The sequence below is a fragment of the Dietzia sp. oral taxon 368 genome (assembly GCF_002999155.1).
Classification (GTDB): Bacteria; Actinomycetota; Actinomycetes; order Mycobacteriales; family Mycobacteriaceae; genus Dietzia; species Dietzia cinnamea.
This window is the reverse complement of sequence record NZ_CP027238.1, coordinates 878,341-902,347: the sequence shown is the minus strand read 5'-3', so window position 1 is coordinate 902,347 and position 24,007 is coordinate 878,341. Positions and strand designations below refer to the sequence as shown.

The window sequence follows — 24,007 nt, the reverse complement described above, 5'->3', positions numbered from 1 at the left end:
GGCGGGTCGCGGTGTCATGTGCCACACTCAACTTACCCGCCGGTAAGGACTCGTGGGAGCCGCTCCCCGGATCCGGCGCCCCGACGGGTGTTACGCTTCCGGCATCGGTGTCTCGACGACACCGCAGGACACCCACCGTTACGTGAACCCCAGGGAGACCACGATGAGCTTCGGCACCGGAGCGCTCGCCAGCGCAGTCGGCGGAATCGTCCTCGGCGGCATCGTCGCGTTCGGGGTCAACACCACGATGGCCGAGAACTCCATCCCGGACGTGCCGCAACCGCCCGCCGACCAGGCCCTCCTCGGCCAGGTCGAGTACGGCGCGCGCTGACGCCCGCAGCTCTCGACTCTCTGCACGCCGGCGTAGGTGATCCGCGGTGCCCGTCTCGGCGCCGGTGCGCGTGACGCGGTCGTCGCGTTCCTCGCCTTCCTGCTGCTGGCCTGTCTGCAGTCCCCCGGGTTGATCGCCCCGGACACCAAGTACGACCTCGTCGCGGCCCCCGGCCGCTTCCTCGCCCAGGCCACCCACCTGTGGACCGGCCTGTCCTTCGCCGGCCAGGTCCAGAACCAGGCCTACGGCTACCTGTTCCCGCAGGGGCCGTTCTTCGCCCTGTTCGACCTGGCGGGGATGCCCGCGTGGCTGACCCAGCGCCTGTGGTGGGCGGTCGTGCTCACCGTCGCGTACGTGGGCGTGGTGCGCGTGGCCGCCGCGCTGCGCATCGGCACCCGCGTCACGCGCCCGGTCGCGGGTGTCCTCTACGCGCTCGCCCCGCGGATGCTCGGCGACCTGGGGTCGATCTCGTCGGAGATCTGGCCGGTCGCCCTGGCGCCGTGGGTGCTGCTGCCGGTCATCCGGGTGCTGCAGGGCCGGATGTCACCGCGTCGCGGCGGGGCCGGCGCCGCGCTCGCGCTGGCGCTGATGGGTGCCGTCAACGCCGTCGCGACCGCGGTGGCGTGCCTGCCCGCGGTCCTGTGGTGGGCGCTGCACCGGCCGGGCCGGACGTGGGCGCGGTTGGCCGCGTGGTGGGTGCCGCTGTCCGCGGCGGTGTGCGTGTGGTGGGCGGTTCCGCTGGTGCTGCTCGGCCGGGTGTCGCCGCCGTTCCTGGACTACATCGAGTCCGCCGAGGTCACCACCAGGTGGGCGTCGGTGACCGAGGTGCTGCGCGGGGCCGCGACGTGGGTGCCGTTCGTGTCGACCGACCGCATCGCGGGCGCGGACCTCACCAGCGAGCCCGCGTTCGTCCTGGCCACCGGCGTCCTGGCGGCGGCCGGGGTCGTGGGCCTGCTGATGCGCGGGATGCCCGCGCGCGGCCGACTGCTGGTGATCGCGACCGTGGGCCTGGTGGCGATGTCGGCGGCGTGGGTGGGCCCGGCCGGTGGCGGGTTCGCCGAGATGGTCCGCGCCCTCCTCGACGGCGCGGGCGCTCCGCTGCGCAACGTCCACAAGTTCGAGCCGCTGCTGCGTCTGCCGCTCGTCCTGGGCGTCGCGCACCTGCTCGCGCGTCTGCTCGGCGGTCTCGACCGCGAGCGGGCCCCCGGCGCGCTGGCCCATCCGGAGCGCGACCGGGCGGTTGCCGTGGCGATGATCGTGGTGCTCGCGGCGGGCGTGTCGGTCGCGCCGGCGTGGCTCGGGCGTCTCGCGCCGGTGGGGTCGCACGAGGAGCTGCCCGATCACTGGCCGCAGGCCGCCGCGTGGCTGTCGGAGAACGCGCCGGTGGCCGGGCCGGGCACAGAGGACCGCGACCCTGCCGCGACCACCCGCGCCCTGGTGGTCCCCGGCGCGTCGTTCGGCCGTCAGGTCTGGGGCGTCACCCGCGACGAGCCGCTCCAGCCGCTGGCCGAGACGCCGTGGGCGGTGCGGGACTCCGTGCCGCTGCAGCCCGCCCCCGCGATCCGTGCCCTCGACGCCGTGCAGCGCCGCCTCGCCGACGGCCGCGCGGCGCCCGGCATGGCCGCCACGCTCGCCTCGCTGGGCATCGGGTACCTGGTGGTGCGCAACGACCTGTCGGTGGATTCCGCCGCGCCGCGCCCGGCGTTGGTCCACCAGGCCGTCGACGGCTCTCCCGGGCTCGTGAAGGTCGCCGAGTTCGGCGAGCCGGTCGCCGCGCGGGGGGACGACGTCGGTGCCGAGGGCACCGGCGGTGACGGCGGCGCGGGAGTGGCTCGCGGTGGGGACGGTGGCGACGACGACGAGGTGGTCGTCCACGATTCCGGGCTCCGGCCGGCGTATCCGGCGATCGAGATCTACCGGGTCGATTCCCGCCTGGGTTCGGATGCGACGCCGCCCGGACCGCCCCGGTCGGCGACCGCCCCGTACACGGTGGAGGTTCGCGACCTGCCCGTGGTCGCGGGCGGGCCGGAGGCCCTGTCCCGGCTGGACGACCTGCTCGCCGAGCAGGACACCATCGGCTCGCCGCCGCGCGTGACGCGGCTGCTCGAGGCCGACGCGCTCGCGGCCGGCGTCGACCCCGCGTCCGACCCGTTCCCGAGGCCGCGGCCGCTGGCCTCCACGGCGCCGGTGCTCACGGACTCGCCGACCGACCGCGAGACCGACTTCGGCCGGCTCGACCACAACTCCTCCGCCGTCCGGGCCGAGGGCGATCCACGGCGCAGCCGTGGCGCGGTCCCCGACTACTCGGCGAGCGTCGCCGGCGACGAGCCATCGCGCACCCGGGCCCGCTGGCGGGACGCCAGGGTGAGCGTGTCGTCCTCGGCGGCCGACTCCGCACAGACCGGCCCCGTGCGGCCCTCACACTCCGTGGCCGCGGCCGTGGACGGCGACCCGGACACCGCGTGGCGCTCCGGCGGATACGGTTCGGCTTTCGGCGAGTGGATCGCCATCGACCTGACCGAGCCCGTCGACCGCGCGGTCCTGCGGCTGACGGTCCCCGCGCCGGCCGTCGGCCCGCAGGTCACCGCGCTCGAGGTCCGCACCGACACGGGCACCACCACGGTCTACCCGCGCGCCGACGAGGAGACGACCGTCGTCCTGCCGCCCGGCCCCACCGAGCAGGTCCGGGTCACGGTCACCGGCGTCGCCGACGGAGGCCGCGGCACGTACTTCGAGGTCTCCGAGATCGGGCTCGCCGCCGGCGGCGAGGACATCCCGCTGCTGCGGACCATCGCCCTGCCCGAGCGGGCCGACGACACCCGCGCGCCGTCGGGCTGGTTGCTGCGGCAAGAGCTCGCCGGCCGCACCGACTGCGTCCACGGCGGCAGCCCCGTCGAGGGACTCGCCGGGGCGGAGGAGGCCACGGGCGCCGCCCGGTGCGCCCCCGACCTCGCGATCGCCCCGGAGGAACCGGGCCGGTTCGCCCGACTGCTCGACGTCCCCGCCGACACCGCCGTCGCCCCCCGGTTGCTCGTGCGCCCGCGCCCGGGCAGCGCCCTTGACGACGTCCTGCGCGGCGACCCGGCCTCGCGGGCCCGGCAGGTGCGCGCGGAGGGCGACTCCCTCGTCACCGATCCCGCGGGTGCGCCGTCGGCGGCCGTCGACGGGGACCGCTCCACCAGTTGGCACGCGACCGACGCCCCGTCGCCGTCGCTCGGCCTGCGCCTGCCCGGGCGCCACCTCGTCGGGTCACTGCGCCTGTGGGCGCCCCGCTCGGACGCGCCGGCGGCGCCGAGGGTCGTCACGATCGACACCGGCCTCCAGCGCACGCGCGTCGACGTCGCCACGCTCACACCCGAGGAGGACGGCTCCGTCGTCGTCGACCTCCCCGCCGACCACACCGACCGCGTCACCGTCCGCGTCGACAGCACCCGCGACGTGCGCACCCCCGGCGGGGCGCCCGTGCCCGCCGGCATCGCCGAGGTCTGGGTGCAGGACGCCTCGGGCGCCCGCATCGGCGCGCTGCCCGCCGCCGACGACGACCCCGTCACGCTGACCTGCCAGGACGGGCCCCGGCTGCACATCGGCGACCGGGTCGTGGGCACGCGGATCACCGCGTCCCGCCGGGCCCTGCTCGAGGGCCGCGCCGTTCCGGCCGAACTCTGCGACGAGTCCCCGGTCCCGCTCCCCGCCGGGCCGCAGGAGGTCTCCGTGGATCCCGGTGAGGCGTTCTCGGTGGACACCGTGGGCCTCGTCGTCGTCGACGGTCCCGGCTCCACCACCGGCGGCGAGGGAGCCGGCAGCGCGTCGGCCGGCGCCGCGCGCGTCCTCGGCGGCGCCCCGCAGCCCACCCGGGCGGTCACCACCGTCCGGTGGGACGACGCCCACCGCGAGCTGCACGTCCCGGCCGCCCCGCGCGAGCGCGTGCTGGTGGTCCCCGAATCGGTCTCGCCGGCGTGGCGGGCGCGCCTGGTCGCCGACGACGGCACCGCCCTGGCCGATCCGCGGGCCGTGACGGTCGACGGGTGGAAGCAGGGCTGGGTGCTGCCCGCCGCCACGACCGGCGCCACGCTCGTGCTCACCGTCCCGCTCGACGCGCCGTACCGGTGGGCGCTGCTCACCGGACCCTTCGCATTGCTGCTGGTCCTGCTGCTGTTCCTCGTGCGCGGCCACCGCGACCGGGCGGGGACCCGCGCGACGCCGTGGCGCGGCCGCGGTCCCGTCACCGTCGTGGCGACCGCCGCGGTGGGCTACCTTCTCGCCGGGCCGGTCGGGCTCGCGGTGACCGCCGGGCTCACCGCCTGCGCGCTGGCGGCCAGCCGCCACCTCGGCGCGGCAGGGGCGCGGCGGCTGCTCGTCGCCGGCGCCGGCGTGGGAATCGTCGCCGGTGCCGCGCTGCTCGCCCGCGCACCGTGGCCGGACCCGCTCGGCTACGCCGGGGACTCCCTCGGGCCTCAGGTCGCGACGGTCGCCGGGCTCGTCTGCGCGGGGCTCGCCGCGAGCTGGCCGTCCGCCGGACGCCCGCGCGGCGCGCGTCGGGGCGCCAGCCAGCGCTGGGACGGGACCTCCACCAGCGCGTAACTCGCCGCCGCCACCACCGTCGAGATCACGGCGGTGACCAGCCAGACCGTGAGCATCCGGCCCGAGAACATGGGCACCGACGCGATCTGGAACGCGAAGTGCAGGACCAGGACGTGCCACAGGAACACGCCGTACGACCACCGGCCCAGCGTGGTGAGGGCCGGCGAGCCCAGAACGGCGAACCGCTCCCGGTCCGGCGACAGGGCGACCGGCGCCAGGAGGCAGAACGCGACCACCGCACCGAGGGCGGTGCGGGCCGCGAACTCCGGGCCCGACGGGTGGACGAAGCCCTCGGTGAACCACCGGGGGACCGTGGTGGCGAGGAACGCGGCGGCCGCGACCGCCCACCACGCCCACCGCGCGCGCGAGTGCCGGGCCAGCGCCGCGACCCGCCCGGGCGGCGCGGCGACCAGCTCGGCGAGGATCATCCCGGCCGCGAACCACGACGCGAACGCCGGGGGCAGGATCTGGTCGTTGATCCGCTCGGGAAGCCCGAAATCATACCACGGCACGAGCGCCCAGCCGAGGCTCGCCACCCCCACCGCCGCGATCGCCGGGATCCGCCACCGCGCGGCCGGACCACGCAGCCGCGACAGCGCCCACCACAACAGCGGCAGCACCAGGTAGAAGCTCATCTCCACCGACAGCGACCACGCGTGCGTCAGGCCCTCGACCAGCGAATCGGGCACGAACACCTGGGTGAGCGTCACGTTGGACGCCCAGGTCGCAGCTGACGCGCGGACGTTCTGCGGGATGAGGAGGAAGACCGCCGCGACCACTCCGAGGTAGGCGGGCAGGATCCGGACCAGGCGGGAGCGCAGATAATCCACCGCCGGACGGGCGGTGCCCGGGCCGTTCCGACGCGCGTGGAGGGCGTGCGCCCGCCACAGCAGGAACCCGGACAGTGCGAAGAAGACGGCCACGGACAGGTCGAACCGGCCCCACACCCGGTGGACGAACGAGCCCGTGGAGGAGCCGGTCTGGAACGCGACGTGCGTCGTGAGGACCGCGAACGCGGCGACCGCCCGCAGGCCTTCCAGCGCCGGGGCGAAGCCGGTCGCGGACGGCAGAGTGCCGACTCGGGGGTCGGGGGTGCCGAATGCGTTCTTCATCACTGTTAATCTTCTCCTGATGATGGTCCGGCCGGGCAGGCAACCCGGTGGTTACCGGGTGGTAACCCGGCGGGCCCAGGGCGCGACACCAGGAGGACTAGACGATGGCACGTCAGAGCAGTTCGGCGGGACGGAGGTCGTCGGTGCCCGCACTGGTCCTCGTCGGGCTCGGCGCATTTCTCATCACTATGGCACTGGCTCTCGTGTTCTTCGTCGTGCCGGCGCAGAAGAAGACGCCGCTGGACATCAACTCCACCACCGTCACCGACACCGTGCCGGGAGCGGTCCTCGTGGGCAGTGCGCTCGCGTCCAACACGCCCACCGAGCTGAACGCCGACCGCGCCGAGTGCCGGGCGCCCGAGGCCCCCGCCGACGAGGGCGAGGGCGCCGAGGGTGAGGGCGAGACGGTCGAGACCCTCGACGGGCCCGAGGCCGACGACTCCGGCGTGCAGTTCGCGGTCACGTGCTTCATCGACAACGACATCCCGATGTACTCGCAGCGTCGTGTCCAGGCCGTCGAGCCGTCTGACGCCGAGGTCATCACCATGCAGGCCGCGCAGTCGCTGCTGCGTGAGGACAAGCAGGGCGGCGACGACGTCGAGGCGCTGATCAACGCCACGATCGACCGCGTGACCGTCGACCGCGTCTCGGCGATGCCCGTGGACGAGGCGACCAGCACGCTGCAGATCGTGGCCGGCGGCTCGGGCGGTGACGACGCCCCCACGGGCTTCGTGCGCGAGGGGCTGCAGTACAAGTTCCCGTTCGACACCGAGCAGCGGGCCTACGACTACTTCGACGCCAGCACCTTCACCACCAACCCGATCGAGTTCGTCGGCGAGACCACCGTCGGTGGCATCGACGCTTACGAGTTCCGCCAGGAGCTCGGCCCGATCGACATGTGGTCCTCGATCCGTGACCACTTCGCCTCCATCTCCGACGGCTACGACCCCGCCGTCGAGTCGATCCTCGCCAGCTACCGTCGCGAGGGCATGACCGCCGGGCAGTGGGGCCTCGGAGGCGACCCCGAGCGCGCGGTCGACATGCGCCGCTTCTACACCAACACCCGCACGGTGTGGGTGAACCCGACCACCGGTCAGATCGTCAACGGCAAGGAGGACATCTTCCAGTTCTTCGCCGAGGGCCAGGCCGAGGCCGACGCGTTCTTCGGCGACAAGGCCCGCATGGAGGAGGAGAGGGCCGAGCCCACCCGCACGGCCGTCCGCTTCCAGTCCGGCTGGAACGAGGAGACGCAGCAGGTGACCCTCGCCGGTGCGCAGGAGAGCGCGGACACGCTCAACACGTTCGGCCGCGTCGTGCCCGCCGTCCTCGGCATCCTGGGCCTGATCTCGCTGATCGGCGGCATCGTGCTCGGTCTGCGCGGTGGCCGTGGCGGCACGGGCGGTCACGCCGCCCGGGCGCGCGCCTGAGCTGAGCCGGTGGCGGCCTGAGCTGAGCCGGCCCCGCCGCCTGGCGCATCGACGAGAGCGTTCCGCACACATCACCTGAGAGGGCGTGTGCGGGACGCTCTTCTCGTTGCCGGAGCAGATCGCGCGCCGCGAGCCCGACGCGGTTCGCGACGACCCTGCTCGGTCAGCCGCGCCGGCAACCGCGTCGGCAACCGCGCCGAGCCGCGTCGGCAACCGCGCCGCCTATCGGATCACGCGCTGCGCTTCTGATTGCGTCTTGCCCCAGGAACTCCGAGAGCGAATCGCGGCGCGAGGGGTGAATCGAGGTCCGAGGAGCAGATCGCGCGCCGCGAGCCCGACGCGGTTCGCGACGACCCTGCTAGGTCAGCCGCGCCGGCAACCGCGTCACCTATCGGATCACGCGCCGCCCACGGGGTCCCGTAGGCGAGTCGCAAGTGGATAGGTGGCGTGGCTCGGCCGGAGGGGCTCGGTCCGGCCCAGCGCCCTCGGATCAGGCCGGCCGCGACCGGAGCGCGCGCCAGCCGGCCGTGACCGTGGTGAGGACGACGGTGACGAGCGCGGCGGCCAGGACGCCTTCGACATCGCGGGGAGCGGACCACACGGCGATTGCGGTGAGCACCAGCCCGCACCACGCGATCCCGGCCTCAACGGTCCGGTCGGAGGCGATGATGGCCAGCAGGAACGCCTGCAGGACGCTCAGTGTCACACCGAGCAGGGCGAACGCCCAGAGGAGCCCGGCGACCGGCCGGTAGTCTTCGCCGACGACCACCGGCACCAGCGGCGCGGCCACGGCGGCCCCGATCACGACGACCGCGCCGATGCCCAGCAGGACCGTCACTGCCGAGCGGACGGCTCCCCGGTGTCCGGCCGGATCGGCCATCCGCGGATAGAGCACCGTGCCGACGGCCTGCGGCAGCCAGAACGCGGCCTTCGCGGCGACCGCCCCCAGCGCGTAGCGGCCTGCGTCCTCCGGGGCCAGCAGTGCCCGGGCGAGGAGCAGGTCGACCGAGGTGAGGGCCATCATCACCAGCTGCACCTGGCCGGCGGCGAGCACGGCGGCCACGCCGGGGGAGGTCAGAGCCGCCCCGTCTCCGCGCGGGCCCACGCCAGCCGAGTTGCCGAGCGTTCCCCCGCCGGCCGAGTCCCCTCCCGTCCCCAGGCTGGACGGGGCCAACGCGGGCCCGGACGTCACCCGCGCCGCCACGACCCAGGCCGCGCCCACGCCCACGGCCCCGGCGGCGAGTGCGGGTCCGACACCGCCGCCGACGGCGAGTACCGCGACGGCGGGGGCGACCTTGCCCGCGCCGGCCAGGGCGAGCACCACACCGAGGGCCCGGAACCGCTCGGCGCCCTGCAGTAGCCCCTGCTCGGTGGCGAGCAGGCACAGCACCGGGCCAGGGGCCAGCGCTGCGGCCGTGGCCCACACCGGGGTGTCGAGCAGCAGGGACATGGGCACGACGACCGACGCCGCGACCACCGCGACCAGTAGCGCTGCCCGTCTGCCGAGCGCGCGCAGGACGTCCCGGGGGACACCGCGGACGTGCTCGCGGGCCACCACCGCCTGCAGCGCGAGCGAGGGCACGGCCACCAGCAACTGCGCGGAGAGCAAGGCGGCGAACGCGCCGTAGCCCTCCGGGCCGAGCCACCGGGAGGCCGGGAGATGCAGGAGGTAGGCGGCGATGTTGGCCAGCATCGACCCGGCCGTGACCGCGCCCGCGCCGGTCAGGACGCGCCTGGTGGCGGAGCCGGGTGCCGCCTCGCGCGCCTGATGGTCCACATCGGTGATCGTAGGGGGCCGTCCCGCGGTCTCTCCTGCGGGTCGGGTGACGCGGTGGCGCCGGGTCGGCCACCCCGCCAGTGCGATCGGCGCGACCGTGGCGCGTGGTGGAATGTGCACATGTCCTCCGCTGCCGGGTTTTACCGCGTGATCGCGCGGCCGGCCGTGACGGACGCCGCGGTGGGTGTGGTCGTCTCGGGCGTTCTGCTGGCCGGGGTGGCGCGGCCGGGCTTCCCGCTGTTGCGGGACTGGGTGGCCACGCCGACGCCGCCACTGTCGGACGCGGCGCTCGGGTTGGGGGAGTCGGCGGCGCGGGCGGTTCCGCAGGACGTGGCGGTGGCGTGGGCGACCCGGGCGTTGGATGCGGTCGGGCTCCCGATGTGGCCGTTGACGGGTCTGCTCACGGCGGTGTTCTGCGTGTGGCTGGCGGTCGCGGCGGGTGCGCTCGTGCGGAGGGTGTTGCTCGGAGAGAGCGCCACGGGGGTGTGGGCGCGCTTAGCGCCGGTGGTGGGCGCGGTGTGGAATCCGTTCGTGGTGGAGCGGCTCCTCCAGGGTCATTGGTCGCTGTTGGCGGGGGTCGCGGCGGTGGTGTCGATGCCGGTTCTGCTCGCCCGGGGCCGGCCCCGGGTGGCCGCGGCGTGTGCTGCGCTGGCCGCCGCCGGGCTCACGCCGACGGGGTGGGTCCTGGCGGTCGTCGCGGCGGTGGTGGCGCTGGCCTGTGGCGGAGGGGGCGCTCGTCGGCGCCGGGCTGCGGTAGCGCTGGCGGCTACGGCTGCTGTGACCGCCCTGCCGTGGGGGCTGGCGACCGCTCTCACCGCGGCGGGTGACCGGGCCGGGATCGGACCGGACGCCGGGTCGGGTGGCGCTGCCGGTGGGGGAGCGGAGGCGGCCGTAGGGGTGGCCGCGTTCGCTGCCCGCGCCGAACCGGGGATCGGGACGCTGGGCTCGGTCGTCGCGCTGGGTGGGATATGGAACTCCCAGGCCGTGCCGCCCTCGCGGGCCACGTGGTGGGCGGCCGCCGCGCTGTTCGCGCTGCTGCTCGTGTGGGTGCTCGCGGCGCGGGGCCTGTGGCGGGCGCGACGTGACCGTGTGGTGCGCGCGACGGTCCCCGTGGCCCTCGCCGCATGGCTGCTGGTGGCCGCCGCCGCGACGCGCCCGGGTCTCGCGGCGATGGAGGCACTGGTCACCGCTGTACCGGGCGCGGGGTTGCTGCGGGACACCCAGAAGTTCGTGGCTCTGGCGCTGCCGGCGACCGTGCTCGCGCTGGCCTTCGCCGCCCGGGCCCTCTCCGCGCGCGTGCGGCCGGTCGTCGCCGGGGTGCTCGTCACGGCGGTGGCCGTGGCCGCGGTCCCGGACGCCCCGCGCGCCCTGTGGCAGCAGTTGCGGCCGGTGACGTACGGGCAGGGGTGGCAGCAGGTGGCGGGCATCGTCGACGGTCGGCCAGGGGACCTGCTGGTGCTGCCGGCGGGGTCGTTCCGCTCGACGCCGCTGTGGGCCGAGGGCCGGCCGGTCCTCGACCCCGCGCCGCGGCTGCTCGACACCCGCGTCCTCGTCGCGGGCGATCTGCTCGTGGCCGGAGCCGGGGTGGGTGACGCCACCGCGGTGCCGGGCGAGGGGGATCGCGCGCGCCGCGCCACCGACGCGCTGCTGCGCGGCGCGGACCCCCGCGAGCTGGCGGGCCTGGGCGTGCGCTGGGTGCTCGACGAGCGCACGTCCGCCGGGCCCCGGGGCGCGGCGGAGGAGACCCTGATGGCGACGACGACGAGGTTCTCCGACCCCGAACTGACCCTGCACGAGCTCGCCCCGCCGGACGGGCCGGGTGATGCGGACTCGCGATGGGGCGCGGTCACCCCTCCCGGCGCCCCGGCGTGGGCCCGCGCGGCGGTGCTGGCGGCGCACGCGCTGTGGCTGCTCACGCTGGTCGGCGCGGCGCTGGCTGGCGGTTGGCCCGGCCGTCGATCACGCCGCTGAGCCGCCGGCCCTCGGTGACGGCCGCGAGGACCCGCTCCATCGCCGCGCCGGTGGCGGGCCACGACATCCCCGCGGCCTTCCGGCGGGCGGCCTCACCCATCCGCGCCCGCAGGTCGGGGTCCGACAGGAGACGGTCCGCGGCGATGGTCATGGCGGCGACGTCGTCCACGAGGAGGCCCGTCTCGCCGTCGTCGATCGAGTCCCGCAGTCCCGCGGCGTGGTGGTAGCCCACGGTGGGGACGCCGTGCTGCGCGGCCTCGGAGACGGCGAGCCCCCACCCCTCCTTGCGCGAGGGCATGAGGTGGACGGTGGCGCCGGCGAGCAGGCGGTGCTTGGTGGCCTCGTCGACGTGCCCGTGGAACACGACGCCGCGGGTCTCACCACCGCCGCCGGTCTCGCCGGCGGGGGCGGTGAGCCCGCGCTCGGCGGCGTACTCGCGGAGCCGGTCGGCCCACCAGCCGCTGCCGATGACGTCCAGCACGAGCCCGGGTCGACTCGCCCGCAGGGTCGCGAGCACGTCCAGCGCGTCCTCGACGTGTTTGTGCGGCACCAGCCGGGACAGGACGACCAGCCGCGGGCCGGTGGCGCGGGTGCCCGGCGAGGCCGGGATGACTCCGTCGGGCAGCGGGTCGAGGCCGTTGCGGACCACCGCGATGCGCGCGGGAGCGACGCCGAGCGCGGCGAGCTCGTCGGCCGACGGCAGCGACACGGTGACGTACTGGGACCGGGCGTGGACGCGCGGCGAGACCCACGACTCGACCCACCACCCGATCCGCGCGACCAGCCACCCGGCGACCGGCCACTGCTCGCGGTGGATGTGGTGGACCAGCACCACGACGGGGGCGGTGGTGATCAGGCGGGCGAAGAAGGGGACGCCGTTCTGGGTGTCGACGACGACGTCGGGCCGTCGCAGGACCCCGAGCGGCCCGAGGCCGAGCCGGCCGGACAGGATCGCCAGCAGTGCGCGGGGATAGACGGTGAAGCGCCCGCCGGCCCGGCTGAACCGCACGCCGGTGGAGGTGGTCGCGGAGCGGGTCGCGCCCCGCGAGCGGGAGGTCCGGTAGACGACCGTGTGGCCGGCCGTGGCGAGACCGTCCGCGACGTGCTCGAGGTAGCGCTCGCTGCCACCGCCCTGCGGGTGAGTACTGTCGCGCCAGCACAGCAGCAGGATTCGAGCCACCCGGACACTGTACGCGGGCGGCCGGGCCGTTCCGGACCGCCGGTATCGTCCCCGCCGTGCTCACCGATCCCGTCCACCGCTCGCCCGCGCTGCGATCGGTGGCCCGCCGCGCCACCCTCGGCCGCTCGCTCGGGCTGCTGCGCTCGTTCCCCCTCGAGCAGTCCGACCCGGACGCCTTCTACTCCGGCCTGGCGCGCGACACCGTCGAGCTGGTCGCGGACCTGTGGGCCGAGTCCGGCGATCAGCCCGCCCGGCCGGGCCCCGGCCCCGACGCCGGGAGGCTTCCCGGGCTGACGGTCCTCGACGTGGGCGGCGGGCCCGGCTACTTCTCCGACGCGTACGCCGCCGAGGGCGCCCGATACGTCTCCGTCGAGCCGGACGTCGGTGAGATGTCCGCGGCGGGCCTGGACCAGACGGGGTCGATCCGCGGCAGCGGGATGGCCCTGCCGGTGCGGACCGATGCGGTGGACGTGTGCATCTCGAGCAATGTCGCCGAGCACGTGCCCGAGCCCTGGCGCATGGCCGAGGAGATGTGCCGGGTGACGCGACCGGGCGGCCTCGTCGTCGTCTCCTACACCCTCTGGTACGGCCCCTTCGGGGGCCACGAGATGGGGCTGACCCACTACCTCGGCGGCGAGCGCGCGCGGCGGCTCTACGAACGGCGGCACGGCCACCCGCCCAAGAACGTCTACGGCGAGTCCCTGTTCGAGGTGGGCTGCGCCGACGGCCTGGCCTGGGCGCGCGGCACCGACTCCGCCGAGCTCCTCGCCGCGTTCCCCCGCTACCACCCGCGGTGGGCGTGGTGGCTGGTGCACGTCCCGCTCGTGCGGGAGGTCCTCGTGTCGAATCTGGTGTTAGTGCTGCGCGCGAAGTAGCGCCCCACGGCGGGCCGGACCCTCGCTACAGTGAGGTGGAACACGTTCTTGTTAGCTTCACTCCCGGTTGACGGGACGGTTCCCACCGCTCTTGTACCCCACCGCACGGAGGTCCCCCGTGGTCGTCGTCCATGACAAGCTCTTCTCCGGCACCCGCTGGACCGATCCGGTCACCACCGGCGTCCTCGAGGTGACGTCCCCGGCCACCAACACGGTCGTGGGTCGTGTCGCCGAGACCACCACCGACGACCTGGACGAGATGATCAGCCGGGCCCGCGACTCGTTCGCGTCCGGCGTCTGGCGGAACACGCCGCCCGCCGAGCGCGGCGCACTGCTCGCCCGCGCGGCCGACATGCTCGAGGAGCGCCAGGCCGAGGTCTGCCAGATCCTGTCCGACGAGATGGGCGCGCCCGCGAGCGCCGCGTCGATGATCCAGGTGACCCCCACCCTCGGCGTACTGCGCTACTACTCCCGTCTCGCCGAGACCTTCCCGTGGTCCGAGGTGCGTCAGGGCGACTTCGGCGCCTCCGTCGTCACCCGCCAGCCCGTCGGCGTGGTCGCGGCGATCACCGCGTGGAACGTCCCGCTCTACCTCAACACCGCCAAGCTCGCGCCGGCCCTGCTGTCCGGCAGCTCGGTCATCCTCAAGCCGTCCTCGGCCACCCCGCTGTCCGCGCTGTGGCTGGCGGACCTGTTCCGCGAGGCGGGCCTGCCGGAGGGGGTGCTGTCCGTGGTGACCGGCCCCAGCTCCGTGGGTGATCACCTGGTGTCCCACCCGGATGTCGACAAGATCTCGTTCACCGGCTCGACCGAGGTCGGCAGGCACATCGCCGGGATCGCCGCGCAGGGCCTCAAGCGCTGCTCGCTCGAGCTGGGCGGCAAGAGCGCCGCCATCGTCCTCGAGGACGCCGACCTGGCCTCCGCCGCCGGCACCATGGTGTTCTCCGCCCTGATGAACTCCGGCCAGGCGTGCGTGTCCCAGAACCGGATCCTGGCCCCGCGTTCGCGCTACGACGAGGTGGTGAACGCGCTGGTCGAGAACGTCTCGCTCATGCCCGTCGGTGACCCCGCCGACGAGGGCACCGTGTTCGGCCCGCTGGCCAACCACAAGCAGAAGGCGTCCGTCGAGGGGTACATCCGCAAGGGCGTCGAGGAGGGCGCGACCATCGCCTACGGTGGCGGCGAGGTCGAGGGCCTGCCCGAGCACGTGTCGGGAGGGGCCTACGTCCAGCCGACCGTCTTCCGCGACGTCGACAACTCCATGACCATCGCCCAGGAGGAGATCTTCGGTCCGGTCCTGCAGGTCATCGCCTACGACACGGTCGACGACGCCGTGCGGATCGCCAACGACTCCGAGTTCGGCCTCGCCGGCGCCGTCTACTCGTCCGACCCCGACGCCGCGCTCGCCGTGGCCCAGCGGGTGCGCACCGGAACCATGGGCATCAACTGGTACGCCTTCGATCCCACCGCCCCGTTCGGCGGGTTCAAGAACTCCGGTATCGGCCGCGAGAACGGGCCCGAGGGGCTGGACGCGTACTGCGAGCTGCAGAGCGTGCTCATGCCGTTCGGCTGGGAGCCGTCCGGCACCTGACGCCTGCGGGCGCCCCGGCCCGCGCGCTCACTCCACGCGGTAGCCGACCCCTCGCACCGTCTGCACCTTGTTCTCGCCGATCTTGCGGCGCAGGGAGCGGATGTAGACGTTGACGATGTTGGAACCCGGGTCGAAGTCCATGCCCCAGACGCTCTCGAGGAGCTGCTCGCGGCTGATGGTCTCGCCCCTGTTGCGCAGCAGCATCTCCAGCAGCGAGTACTCGCGGTTGGTGAGCTCCTGGATGCGGCCGTCCACCTCGACGCGGCGGGTACGGATATCCAGGCGCATGCCGGCGTGCTCGAGGATGCCCGGGTCTTCGGTCGCCTCGTGCTCGCGCAACCGCAGCCGGATGCGGGCGAGCAGCTCGGGGACTCGGAAAGGCTTGACCATGTAGTCGTTGGCGCCGGATTCCAGTCCCTCGACGGTGTTCGCGACGCTGTCGCGGGCCGTGAGGATGATGACGGGCGCGGCGAACCCGCGATCGCGGGCCTCGCGCAGCAGCGTCAGTCCGTCGGTGTCGGGCAGGCCGATGTCGAGCAACATCAGGTCGATGTCGGAGATGGTCGACAGGATGGCACGCGCGCTCTCCCCGTCCACCGCCTCGAGTGCGGTGTACTCGGCACCACCGAGTGCCTTGACCAAGACCGAGCGGATGAGGTCATCATCCTCCACGACGAGAACGTTCGTCATGCATCCCTCCTTCTCCGACTTGGGAGTATCGCACGGGTACCGCGCTGCTGGACGCTGGCGGGCGACCGTGTCCGCGGCTCGGCCGGGGACCGGGGGGTTCAGCGGGTCTCGGAGCCGCTCGCGTCGGACGGGTCGGTCCCGGCGGGCGAGCCGGAACCCTTCGCGGGCGGCGGCGCGACGAAGGGGATGACGATGCAGAACGTCGCGCCGCCCCCGGCGGCGTTGAACGCGAACGCGCGGCCTCCGTGCGCCTTGGCGATCGTCGAGACGATAGCGAGCCCGAGGCCGGTGCCGCCGCGTCCGTCACGGAGCTGGCCGCGCGCGGTGTGGAACCGCTCGAAGATGCTCTCCTCCTCGCCGGGCGGGATCCCCGGTCCCCTGTCGCGGACCCACCACAGAAGCCGGCGACGGTAGGACTCCCGCTCCGGGGTCTCCGGGACGGCCCCGGACACGAGCTCCGCGGCGATGGTCGGGTCACCGGGCTCGATGACCCGGCACCCGATCTCGATGGTGTCCCCGGGGCCGGTGAACCGGACCGCGTTGGAGCAGAACTGCATGAGGGCCTGGGTGATCCGGTGCTGGTCCAACCTGGCCAGGCCCTCGGCGTACGGCAGCACCCGCCAGTTCCGGTCGGCCACCACCTCGATCTTCGCCTCGACGTCCAGCACGAGCTCGGTGACGTCGGTCGCGGCGGTGCGGAGGAAGTCCGGACGGTCGGCGCGGGCGAGCGTGAGCAGGTCCTCGACGATGCGGGTCATCCGGGACAGTTCGTCCTGTATGAGCCGGATGGTCTCCGTCCGGCCCTCCGGGTCCTCGGGCATGAGGTCGAGATTGCCCTGGACCACGGTCAGCGGTGTCCGCAGCTCGTGGCCGGCGTCGTCCAGGAACTCCCGCTGTGTGCGGTAGGCCTCCTCGACCCGCTCGAGCATGTCGTTGACGGTGTCGGCGAGGGAGACGATCTCGTCGGGCCCGTCGGAGGGCACGCGCCGTGACAGATCGGCCGCGGAAATGGTTTCCGCCGCTTCGCGGATCCGTCTCACCGGGACGAGCATCCGGCCGGCGATCCACCACGCGAGTAGTGCGCTCACGACCATGCCCCCGGCGGCCGCCCAGCGCAGAAAGCTCTTGACGCGGCGGGTCTCGTCATGCGTGCCGCGGTCGTGGATGGCCACCACAATGTTGGCCGGCCCGGCGGGGCTCTCGACGGTGGCCTTGCGCCAGCGCACCGAGTCGTCGATCACGCCGGAGTCCTCCATGGGGGACAGTCCGATCCGCTGGATCTGCGAGCGCATGCCCGGGGGGAACAGCCGGTCCTCGTCCGGTCCGTACCGGGAGAGGGTGAACTGGGTCCCCGACTCGTTGGCCGTGCCGACGAGCAGCATCTCGGAGGAAGGGTACTGCTGAGCCAGGTACGCCCGGATGAGCTGTTCCACGGTGGGGTCGTCCGACTCGAACGACGGCAGGATACCGGCGGACATGAAGGTCGAGAAGTCGGCCGCCTCGCGGTTGAGCCGGGAGTCGGTGACGCGTTCCGTGCTCAGGTCCAGCATCTGGATCATGAAGATCACCATCGCGGCGAACACGGCCGCGGTCACCAGGGTGATGCTGACGGTGATGCGCAGACGCGCAGAATGCCACCAGCGGGCCGGTTGTGACCTCCCGAGAGAGGGGCTCACCTCGGCTCGGAGCCGTCATCGGCGGGGTGCGCCGCTCCCGGCTCGCCGTCGGCGGGCGAACCGTCCGTCGGCGTCGCGGGGGCCGGGGTGCCCTCAACCGGAGTGTTCTCCGCGGGCGCGCCCGTGGTGAGTACGACGATCCGGGCGCCCGGAACCGGCCCGATCACGACCGGCGCGTCCCGGCCGGTCGGGTGCTCCGGACGATCGGGCGTGCCCTCGGGGCCGTCGTCCATGGGCGACGGGGTCGCGGGGTGATCCCGGCCCGGCCGGGGAGCGCGGTGATCTGTGACGCCCGGCGGGATGTCGCCCGCGCCCGACCCCGCCGAGCCGAGCGGCTCGTTGCGATCCACGGTGTCGGGGTTCCGGCCACGATTGGCGCCGTCCCCGGCCACGAATCCGGAGCGCGCGGGTTCGGTACGACCGTCGGTCGGCGGCGGCAGGGGTACGAGGTCGGCCGGCCGCGCGGACAGTCTCGACAGGATCGAGGGGATCGGTGCCGGCACGGGGAGGGCGGACAGGCCGTCGATCACGGTGAGGTGGGGCCGGACGCCCTCGATGGCGGTGCCGACGGGCTCGGGGGCGGCGACCCGGGTCTCGTCCGCGGTGTCGGAGCCTCCGCCCGTCGAGACGGTGGTCGTGCGCTCGGGCGCGGCAGGAGGGGCGTCTTCGTTTCCGGAACCCATGACCGTGGCGGCGACGACCAGCCCGTCGGCCGTCGCAGGGAGGGCGATGAGTCCGACGACGGTGGCTCTCATACCTTTCCTCCCGCGGGAACACGGTGTTCCGCTCAGTCGTTCACCTTGACACCCGGTGGCGCCACTGCGAAGAGCGTCGAACATATGGTAATAGCGAACGGGTCACTCCGAGTAGAATGTGTGACCCGTCCGCTATCGATCCTGTGAGGGAGTGTCAGCCCAGGCGCTCCTTGAGGGCGGCGAACTGCTCGTGGACCTCTGCCGGGACCTTGGGGCCGCAGAACTCGAGCCACTCGGTGATGAGCGGCAGCTCGCGTCGCCACTCCTCCGGGTCGACGGCCAGGGCGGCCTCGACGTCCTCGAGCGGGGTGTCGAGCCCGGTCATGTCGATGTCGGCGGCGCGGGCGGTGAGGCCGGCGGCCGTCTCATCACCCTCGACGCGACCCTCGATGCGGTCGATAACCCACTTGAGCACGCGGCTGTTCTCGCCGAAGCCCGGCCACAGGAAGCGACCGTCGGCACTCTTGCGGAACCAGTTGACCAGGAAGATCTTGGGCATCTTGTCGCCACCGCGGGCGCCCATGTCGACCCAGTGCTGGAAGTACTCGCCGACGTTGTAACCGACGAACGGCAGCATGGCCATCGGGTCGCGACGCACCGCGCCGACCTGGCCCTCGGCGGCGGCGGTCTGCCCGGAGGACAGGGTCGCGCCGATGTACACGCCGTGGTTCCACGAGTACGCCTCGCTGACCAGCGGGACCGTGTCGGCGCGCCGGCCGCCGAAGAGGATGGCCGAGATCGGCACGCCCTCGGGGGAGTTGAACTCGGGCGCGGTGACGGGGCACTGGTCGATCGGCACGCAGTAGCGCGAATTGGGGTGCGCGGCGTTGCCGGCCTCGCCGTCGCCGGTCGGGGTCCAGTCGTTGCCCAGCCAGTCGATGAGGTGGTCCGGCGTGCCCTCGAGACCCTCCCACCACACGTCGCCGTCATCGGTCAGCGCGACGTTCGTGTAGATCGCGTTGCCCGGCTCCAGCGTCTTCATGGCGTTGGGGTTGGACGAGTAGTTGGTGCCGGGGGCCACGCCGAAGAAGCCGTACTCGGGGTTGACAGCGTAGAGGCGGCCGTCGGCGCCGAAGCGCATCCAGGCGATATCGTCGCCGACCACCTCGGCGCGCCAGCCCTCGATGGTGGGCTGGATCATCGCGAGATTGGTCTTGCCGCACGCGGACGGGAAGGCGGCCGCGACGTAGTGGACCTCGTCGGTGGGGGAGATGAGCTTGAGGATGAGCATGTGCTCGGCCAACCAGCCCTCGTCGCGGGCCATGGCGGACGCGATGCGCAGCGCGAAGCACTTCTTGCCCAGCAGGGCGTTGCCGCCGTAACCGGAGCCGAAGGACCAGATCTCCCGGGTCTCCGGGAAGTGGGTGATGTACTTCTCCTCGTTACACGGCCAGGGGACGTCCTTCTCCCCCTCGGCGAGCGGGGCGCCCACCGAGTGCAGGCCCTTGACGTAGGCGCCGTCGGCACCGATCTTCTCGAGCGCCGCGGAGCCCATGCGGGTCATGATCTTCATGGACACGACCACGTACGCGGAGTCGGTGAGCTCGATGCCCAGCTTGGGGTCCTCGGCGTCCAGCGGGCCCATGCAGTAGGGCACCACGTACATGGTGCGGCCGCGCATGCAACCCCGGTAGAGGTCGGTCATCTGGGCGCGCATCTCGGCCGGGTCGCGCCAGTTGTTCGTCGGGCCGGCACCCTCGGCGGTCTCGGAGCAGATGAACGTGCGCGACTCGACGCGGGCGACGTCCTTGGGGTCCGACTGCGCCAGGAACGAGTTGGGCTTCTTCTCCTCGTTCAGCTTGACGAAGGTGCCGGCCGCCACCATCTCGGCGGTGAGGCGATCCCACTCCGCGTCGGAGCCGTCGGCGAAGACGACCCGGTCCGGCTGGGTGAGCTCGGCGACCTCCGCGATCCACGCGAGCATCTCGGTGTGATCGGTTGGTGCCTGACCCTCGAGGCCGGGAATGGTGGTGGTGGTCATCACTGCTCCTCGCGCGTGGTGCATGGTCTTGGTCACAGGGTATCGCCAACCGGTGCGGATCGCCGCGTCCGAGCCCCGATCGCGCCCAAATGTGAGGGATCCCTCAGATGTGGCCGTGGTCGATGCGCTCCCATCGCGCCGGCGGCGGGGGCGGCGAGGCCGGATCGTCGCCGGCCTCGTTGGTGAAGCCCCCGAAGGGTACTCCCTCGGCGGGGTTGGCCAGCCGCCACGAGTCGTAGCTGCCGTCGAAGCGCACGGTCGAGACGTGGTCGACCGTGCCGTCGCCGTCGACGTCCGTGTACACGGTCAGGCCGCGGTCATCGCCGCGCGTGACCGCCTCCATGAAGCCGTCCCCGTCGAGGTCCGCCTCGGGTGAGCCCAGGTCGAGGACCTCGTCACCGACGGGGACGTGCAGCCCCAGCGACGACGGCTCGGCCAGCGGCGCGCCCTCCAGGCCGCAGACGTCGGGCGCGTAGTGGTGGTCGAACGGGTCCGGGCCGGCGAGTGGATCGGTCATGGCGACGTGCCCCCTGCGATGGTGTGGGACCGGGCGGCCTGCTCGGAACGCCTGCGGCGGATGCGCCGGTCGAGGTCGGTGACCCGGGGCCCGGGATCGTGGGCGAACCCGTCGGTGATCGTGGCCTCGGCGGCGAGGATCCGCGAGCCGAGGGACTGTTCGGTCTCCGCGCGCAGCGCCGCGAGCCTGTCGCCCACCGCGGCGACGGTGTGGGTGCGCAGCGTCTGCGTCCGGCGCACGGTCACGGTGACCCACCCCAGCGCCACGCCGCACAGCAGCGCGAGCGGGATGACGAGCGCCGCGGCGCCCGGCACTTCGGCGAGCGGGGCCAGCAGCATCCGGCCCACACCGGTGCCGCCGGCGGCGCCGGTGATCATGACGAGCATTTCTTCGCCGGTGTTGCGGGGCGGGCGTCCCGGCGTGAGGCCGCTCTTCGGCGCGGGGATCCGCGGTCCGGCCGGGGCGGTCGGGCCGAGGTGCCGGGCGACGAGGGCGTCGGCGCGGCGGTCGGCGCGGGCGACGGTGGCGGCCACCGCGGCGTCGGCGTCGGCGGCGAGGCGGTGCACGAGGGCGTCGACGCGGGAGCGCGGCGCGGCGGCGAGCTCCTCGCGTGCGCGGCCGCCGAGGTCGCGCACGGACCGGTGCAGGTCCTGGACCACCTCCATGCGCAGCGCCTGCACGTCCTGGCGCAGCGCCTGGGAGCGCGTGGTGATGGCCTCGGTGCGGCGGGCGAGGAGCCAGTCGACGGTGGCGGTCGCCGGGTCGGGCCCGGCGGGCCGCGGGACCGGGCCGCCGGGCGCGGTGGGCACGGCGCCCGCACGCACCGCGGCGAGCAGCGACGACAGCAGGGCGGCGGGGGCGCCGGGGTGGCCCTCGTCGACGACCTGGACCGGGCACCTCACGCCGGCGTCTACCAGGCGGCGGGTGGTGACGTCGACCGTCTCCGAGAGGTGCTCGGCCGTGCACGTGCGGGCGCGCCCCGCCACGGCCACCGCCATCGGCAGGCGGGCCGCGACGCCGCGCGCGACCTCGACGTCGTCGGGGCGTACCGGGCAGACGGCGTCGACGACGAGGACCGCCGCGTCCGGCCGGTCCTCGGGTGCGGCGTCGACGAGCACACGGATCCGGGCTTCGGCGTCGGCGGCCGGGCCCGCTGCGGCGGACAACCCTGTGCCCGCTGCGGCGGACAACGCCGAGGCGACGGCGGGAGCCGCGGAGTCCCGGGCCCCCAGCACCGCGATCGTCAACTCGCGGGGCGGGGCCGGAGCGGCCGTCACGTCGACGCCGATCCGGGGAGCGCGGCCGCGCCCAGGGCGCACAGGGCGGCCTCGGCGAGATCGCCCACCTCGTCGTGGACCGCGAGCATCTCCAACTCGGCCTCGAGACGGGACACCCGGGTCGTCGACAGATCGAGCAGGGCGCGTTCGAGGAAGGACACGACGCCGTCGACCGACCGGTGCCCGGGCTCGCGCGCGTCCACGGCGGGTAGTCCACGGGCCCAGTGCGGCGGGTCCTCGTCGTCGTCGACCCCCGTGGCCACCACGAGCATCGGGTGCCGGCGCGCGCGGCGAACCCACGCCTCCTCATGGCGGCACGGGGCGGTGCGTAGGCACACGATCTCCGCGTCCGGCGGTGCGGCGGGCTCGGAACCGGGCGCCGCGACGACGTCCAGGTCGTCGACCCGCGCGCGCCACCCCCGGCGGACGCGCAGCGCGGCGGCGAGCGTGCGGCGACCCGAGCCCAGTCCGCCGCGAATGCGGATATCGGCCGGCGCGTCGACACGCGCGACGGCGGCCTCCACCGGGGCGGTCCCACCCCGGCCCCCGTCCCGCTCCCGGGCGGACGCGACCAGGCGCCGGACCCGTGCGACGGGGTCAGGGTCGGGGGCACGAGCCGGGGCCGGGGGCTCGGTGTCGGGGGTCACGGATGGCACGCGATCATCGTGACCCGACCGCCTGCGGGCGGCAAGACCTTCCCCTCGGGCCCCGACGCCCGGATTCGGAGGCGACCACGGATTACGGGATGATGGCCGGGTGAACCAGAGCGAGAACCCCGCACACGCGGCCGGTGGCACCCCGGACGACAGTGGTACCCCGAACGACGGTGGCACCCCGGACGACAGTGCCCGTCTCTTCCCCCGGGTGACCGCCTACCGGTTCCGCCGCGGCACCCTGCGGCCCGGGCAGCAGCGCAACTGGGAGGAGCACTGGCCGGCCTACGGGCGTAACGTCTCCGACGAGATCGTCGACCGCGAGGCGCTCTTCGGCCGGCGCGCACCGCTGATCGTGGAGATCGGCTCCGGCACCGGCACGTCCACGGCCGCGATGGCCGCGGCCGAGCCGGACATCGACGTCATCGCCGTGGAGGTGTATCAGCCCGGGCTGGCCCAGCTGCTGGGCATGATCCTGCGCGAGGGCCTGGAGAACGTGCGCATGATCCGTGGCGACGGCGTGGACGTGCTCACCAACATGTTCGCGCCGGCCGACCTGGACGGTGTCCGCGTGTTCTTCCCCGACCCCTGGCCCAAGGCCCGCCACCACAAGCGGCGGCTCCTGCAGTCCGGCACCTTCGAACTCATCGCATCGCGGCTGCGACCGGGTGGCGTGCTGCACGTGGCCACCGACCACGCCGACTACGCCGAGTGGATCGCCGAGACCGGCGACGCCGAGCCCGCGCTCCAGCGGCTGGACCCCGCGACGGACCTCCGCCACGTACCGTTCAGTCTGGACAGACCCGTGACGAAGTTCGAGGGCAAGGGGCTGCAGGAGGAACGGGTGATCAACGAGTTCCTCTGGCGTCGGGTGCACTGACGCCCCACCCCAGGAACCCCGTACGACGAGAACCGAGGCGGACGACGCGATGACCCCACCAGACGAGATGCGCAACCACGACACGACGGACGTGGCCACGCCCGACGGACCGGGGGTGGTGCTCCTCGTGTGGGACGCACCCAACGTCGACATGGGGCTCGGCTCGATCCTCGGCGGCCGCCCGACCGCCGTGTACCGCCCGCGCTTCGACGCGCTCGGCCGCTGGCTGCTCGGCTACACCGCCGACCTGTCCGTGCGGACGCAGGACGCCCTCGAGGCCGAGGCGACCGTCTTCACCAACATCGTCCCGGGCACCTCGGACAACGTCCGCCCGTGGGTCGAGGCGCTGCGCAACGTCGGCTTCGCCGTCTTCGCCAAGCCCAAGACCAGCGACGACTCCGACGTCGACGACGACATGCTCGAGCACATCGACCGGCGCGCCGAGTCCGGCCGACTCGCCGGCGTCGTCGTGGCCTCCGCCGACGGGCAGGCGTTCCGCGAGCCCCTCGAGGAGCTGGCCGAGGACATCCCGGTCGCAGTGATCGGGTTCCGCGAGCACGCCACCTGGGCCGTCCAGCACGACACCATCACGTTCCTCGACCTCGAGGACATCCCCGGGGTGTTCCGCGAGCCCCTGCCGCGCGTCAGCCTCGACAACCTGCCCGACGAGGGTGCCTGGCTGCAGCCGCTGCGGCCGCTGTCGGCACTGCTCACCTCGCGCTAGGAGCTCCCC

Annotated in this window: 17 protein-coding genes and 1 pseudogene; 8 read left to right on the top strand and 10 right to left on the bottom strand. The window is 73.9% G+C overall.

Translation table 11 applies throughout. The features are described from left to right. The first annotated feature begins 163 nt into the window (after positions 1–163). Both C3V38_RS04280 and C3V38_RS17920 read left to right on the top strand, forming a co-directional pair. Positions 164–331, top strand: coding sequence for a DUF2613 domain-containing protein (locus C3V38_RS04280; RefSeq protein WP_082767775.1), 168 nt, complete (start codon positions 164–166; stop codon positions 329–331). Positions 332–367: 36 nt separating this feature from the next. After that, positions 368–2,611, top strand: a pseudogene (locus C3V38_RS17920) (DUF3367 domain-containing protein); the annotation flags it as partial. A 2,174-nt stretch (positions 2,612–4,785) separates the two neighbouring features. On the opposite strand, the gene C3V38_RS04270 reads toward C3V38_RS17920, so the two are convergent. Next, the gene (locus tag C3V38_RS04270; protein WP_106385163.1) at positions 4,786–6,024 is read right to left on the bottom strand and encodes an acyltransferase; all 1,239 of its coding nucleotides are present in this window, start codon (positions 6,022–6,024) and stop codon (positions 4,786–4,788) included. A 104-nt stretch (positions 6,025–6,128) separates the two neighbouring features. Between C3V38_RS04270 and C3V38_RS04265 the strand changes: the two genes are divergently transcribed. After that, the gene (locus C3V38_RS04265; protein ID WP_070721897.1) at positions 6,129–7,451 is read left to right on the top strand and encodes a DUF3068 domain-containing protein; all 1,323 of its coding nucleotides are present in this window, start codon (positions 6,129–6,131) and stop codon (positions 7,449–7,451) included. 490 nt (positions 7,452–7,941) lie between these two features. Here C3V38_RS04265 and C3V38_RS04260 read toward each other — a convergent pair whose 3' ends face one another. Then, complete coding sequence (locus C3V38_RS04260) at positions 7,942–9,228, bottom strand: polysaccharide biosynthesis protein (RefSeq protein ID WP_106385162.1); 1,287 nt, start codon at positions 9,226–9,228, stop codon at positions 7,942–7,944. A 120-nt stretch (positions 9,229–9,348) separates the two neighbouring features. Here C3V38_RS04260 and C3V38_RS04255 point away from each other — a divergent pair, with 120 nt between their 5' ends. Then, positions 9,349–11,199 carry a hypothetical protein gene (locus C3V38_RS04255; protein WP_254426079.1) on the top strand — a complete coding sequence of 617 codons (1,851 nt, stop codon included), beginning with the start codon at positions 9,349–9,351 and terminating at the stop codon, positions 11,197–11,199. Here the strand turns inward: C3V38_RS04255 and C3V38_RS04250 are convergent. Continuing rightward, positions 11,141–12,379, bottom strand: a complete 1,239-nt coding sequence (locus C3V38_RS04250; RefSeq protein WP_106385161.1) for a glycosyltransferase family 4 protein — start codon at positions 12,377–12,379, stop codon at positions 11,141–11,143. The two genes, C3V38_RS04255 and C3V38_RS04250, sit on opposite strands and share 59 nt — an antisense overlap. A gap of 56 nt (positions 12,380–12,435) precedes the next feature. Between C3V38_RS04250 and C3V38_RS04245 the strand changes: the two genes are divergently transcribed. Further along, entirely contained in the window at positions 12,436–13,254 is an 819-nt protein-coding gene (locus C3V38_RS04245) for a class I SAM-dependent methyltransferase (protein ID WP_061916104.1), read from the top strand. 118 nt (positions 13,255–13,372) lie between these two features. Further along, positions 13,373–14,845, top strand: a complete 1,473-nt coding sequence (locus tag C3V38_RS04240; RefSeq protein WP_070721805.1) for an aldehyde dehydrogenase — start codon at positions 13,373–13,375, stop codon at positions 14,843–14,845. A gap of 27 nt (positions 14,846–14,872) precedes the next feature. Here the strand turns inward: C3V38_RS04240 and C3V38_RS04235 are convergent, their stop codons facing one another. The 7 genes from C3V38_RS04235 to C3V38_RS04205 all read right to left on the bottom strand — a co-directional run bounded on the left by C3V38_RS04235 (position 14,873) and on the right by C3V38_RS04205 (position 22,388). Further along, entirely contained in the window at positions 14,873–15,535 is a 663-nt protein-coding gene (locus C3V38_RS04235) for a response regulator transcription factor (RefSeq protein ID WP_061229373.1), read from the bottom strand. A 98-nt stretch (positions 15,536–15,633) separates the two neighbouring features. Further along, positions 15,634–17,130 carry a cell wall metabolism sensor histidine kinase WalK gene (locus C3V38_RS04230; RefSeq protein WP_232303105.1) on the bottom strand — a complete coding sequence of 499 codons (1,497 nt, stop codon included), beginning with the start codon at positions 17,128–17,130 and terminating at the stop codon, positions 15,634–15,636. A 77-nt stretch (positions 17,131–17,207) separates the two neighbouring features. Beyond that, entirely contained in the window at positions 17,208–17,966 is a 759-nt protein-coding gene (locus tag C3V38_RS04225) for a hypothetical protein (RefSeq protein ID WP_070721801.1), read from the bottom strand. 154 nt (positions 17,967–18,120) lie between these two features. Beyond that, complete coding sequence (locus C3V38_RS04220) at positions 18,121–19,947, bottom strand: phosphoenolpyruvate carboxykinase (GTP) (protein ID WP_061229370.1); 1,827 nt, start codon at positions 19,945–19,947, stop codon at positions 18,121–18,123. Positions 19,948–20,050: 103 nt separating this feature from the next. Next, complete coding sequence (locus C3V38_RS04215; protein ID WP_061229369.1) at positions 20,051–20,464, bottom strand: DUF6802 family protein; 414 nt, start codon at positions 20,462–20,464, stop codon at positions 20,051–20,053. Next, positions 20,461–21,741, bottom strand: coding sequence for a hypothetical protein (locus tag C3V38_RS04210; RefSeq protein WP_106386361.1), 1,281 nt, complete (start codon positions 21,739–21,741; stop codon positions 20,461–20,463). The genes C3V38_RS04215 and C3V38_RS04210 overlap by 4 nt, the downstream gene beginning before the upstream one ends. Beyond that, positions 21,738–22,388 (bottom strand): hypothetical protein, encoded by a 651-nt coding sequence (locus tag C3V38_RS04205; protein ID WP_232303104.1) that lies wholly within the window; start codon positions 22,386–22,388, stop codon positions 21,738–21,740. Before C3V38_RS04205 ends, C3V38_RS04210 begins: the two co-directional genes overlap by 4 nt. 109 nt (positions 22,389–22,497) lie before the next feature. Between C3V38_RS04205 and trmB the strand changes: the two genes are divergently transcribed. Both trmB and C3V38_RS04195 read left to right on the top strand, forming a co-directional pair. Continuing rightward, the gene (gene trmB / locus C3V38_RS04200; RefSeq protein ID WP_070723247.1) at positions 22,498–23,274 is read left to right on the top strand and encodes a tRNA (guanosine(46)-N7)-methyltransferase TrmB; all 777 of its coding nucleotides are present in this window, start codon (positions 22,498–22,500) and stop codon (positions 23,272–23,274) included. Positions 23,275–23,323: 49 nt separating this feature from the next. Beyond that, positions 23,324–23,998, top strand: a complete 675-nt coding sequence (locus C3V38_RS04195) for an NYN domain-containing protein (RefSeq protein WP_082767749.1) — start codon at positions 23,324–23,326, stop codon at positions 23,996–23,998. The last annotated feature ends 9 nt before the right edge of the window (positions 23,999–24,007 follow it).

Excerpts from the sequence above, each read along its gene's own strand:
- C3V38_RS04280 (WP_082767775.1), top strand. The coding sequence starts at position 164 with ATGAGCTTCGGCACCGGAGCGCTCGCCAGCGCAGTCGGCGGAATCGTC.
- C3V38_RS04270 (WP_106385163.1), bottom strand. The coding sequence starts at position 6,024 with ATGAAGAACGCATTCGGCACCCCCGACCCCCGAGTCGGCACTCTGCCG.
- C3V38_RS04265 (WP_070721897.1), top strand. The coding sequence starts at position 6,129 with ATGGCACGTCAGAGCAGTTCGGCGGGACGGAGGTCGTCGGTGCCCGCA.
- C3V38_RS04255 (WP_254426079.1), top strand. The coding sequence starts at position 9,349 with ATGTCCTCCGCTGCCGGGTTTTACCGCGTGATCGCGCGGCCGGCCGTG.
- C3V38_RS04235 (WP_061229373.1), bottom strand. The coding sequence starts at position 15,535 with ATGACGAACGTTCTCGTCGTGGAGGATGATGACCTCATCCGCTCGGTC.
- C3V38_RS04225 (WP_070721801.1), bottom strand. The coding sequence starts at position 17,966 with ATGAGAGCCACCGTCGTCGGACTCATCGCCCTCCCTGCGACGGCCGAC.
- C3V38_RS04220 (WP_061229370.1), bottom strand. The coding sequence starts at position 19,947 with ATGACCACCACCACCATTCCCGGCCTCGAGGGTCAGGCACCAACCGAT.
- C3V38_RS04215 (WP_061229369.1), bottom strand. The coding sequence starts at position 20,464 with ATGACCGATCCACTCGCCGGCCCGGACCCGTTCGACCACCACTACGCG.
- C3V38_RS04195 (WP_082767749.1), top strand. The coding sequence starts at position 23,324 with ATGACCCCACCAGACGAGATGCGCAACCACGACACGACGGACGTGGCC.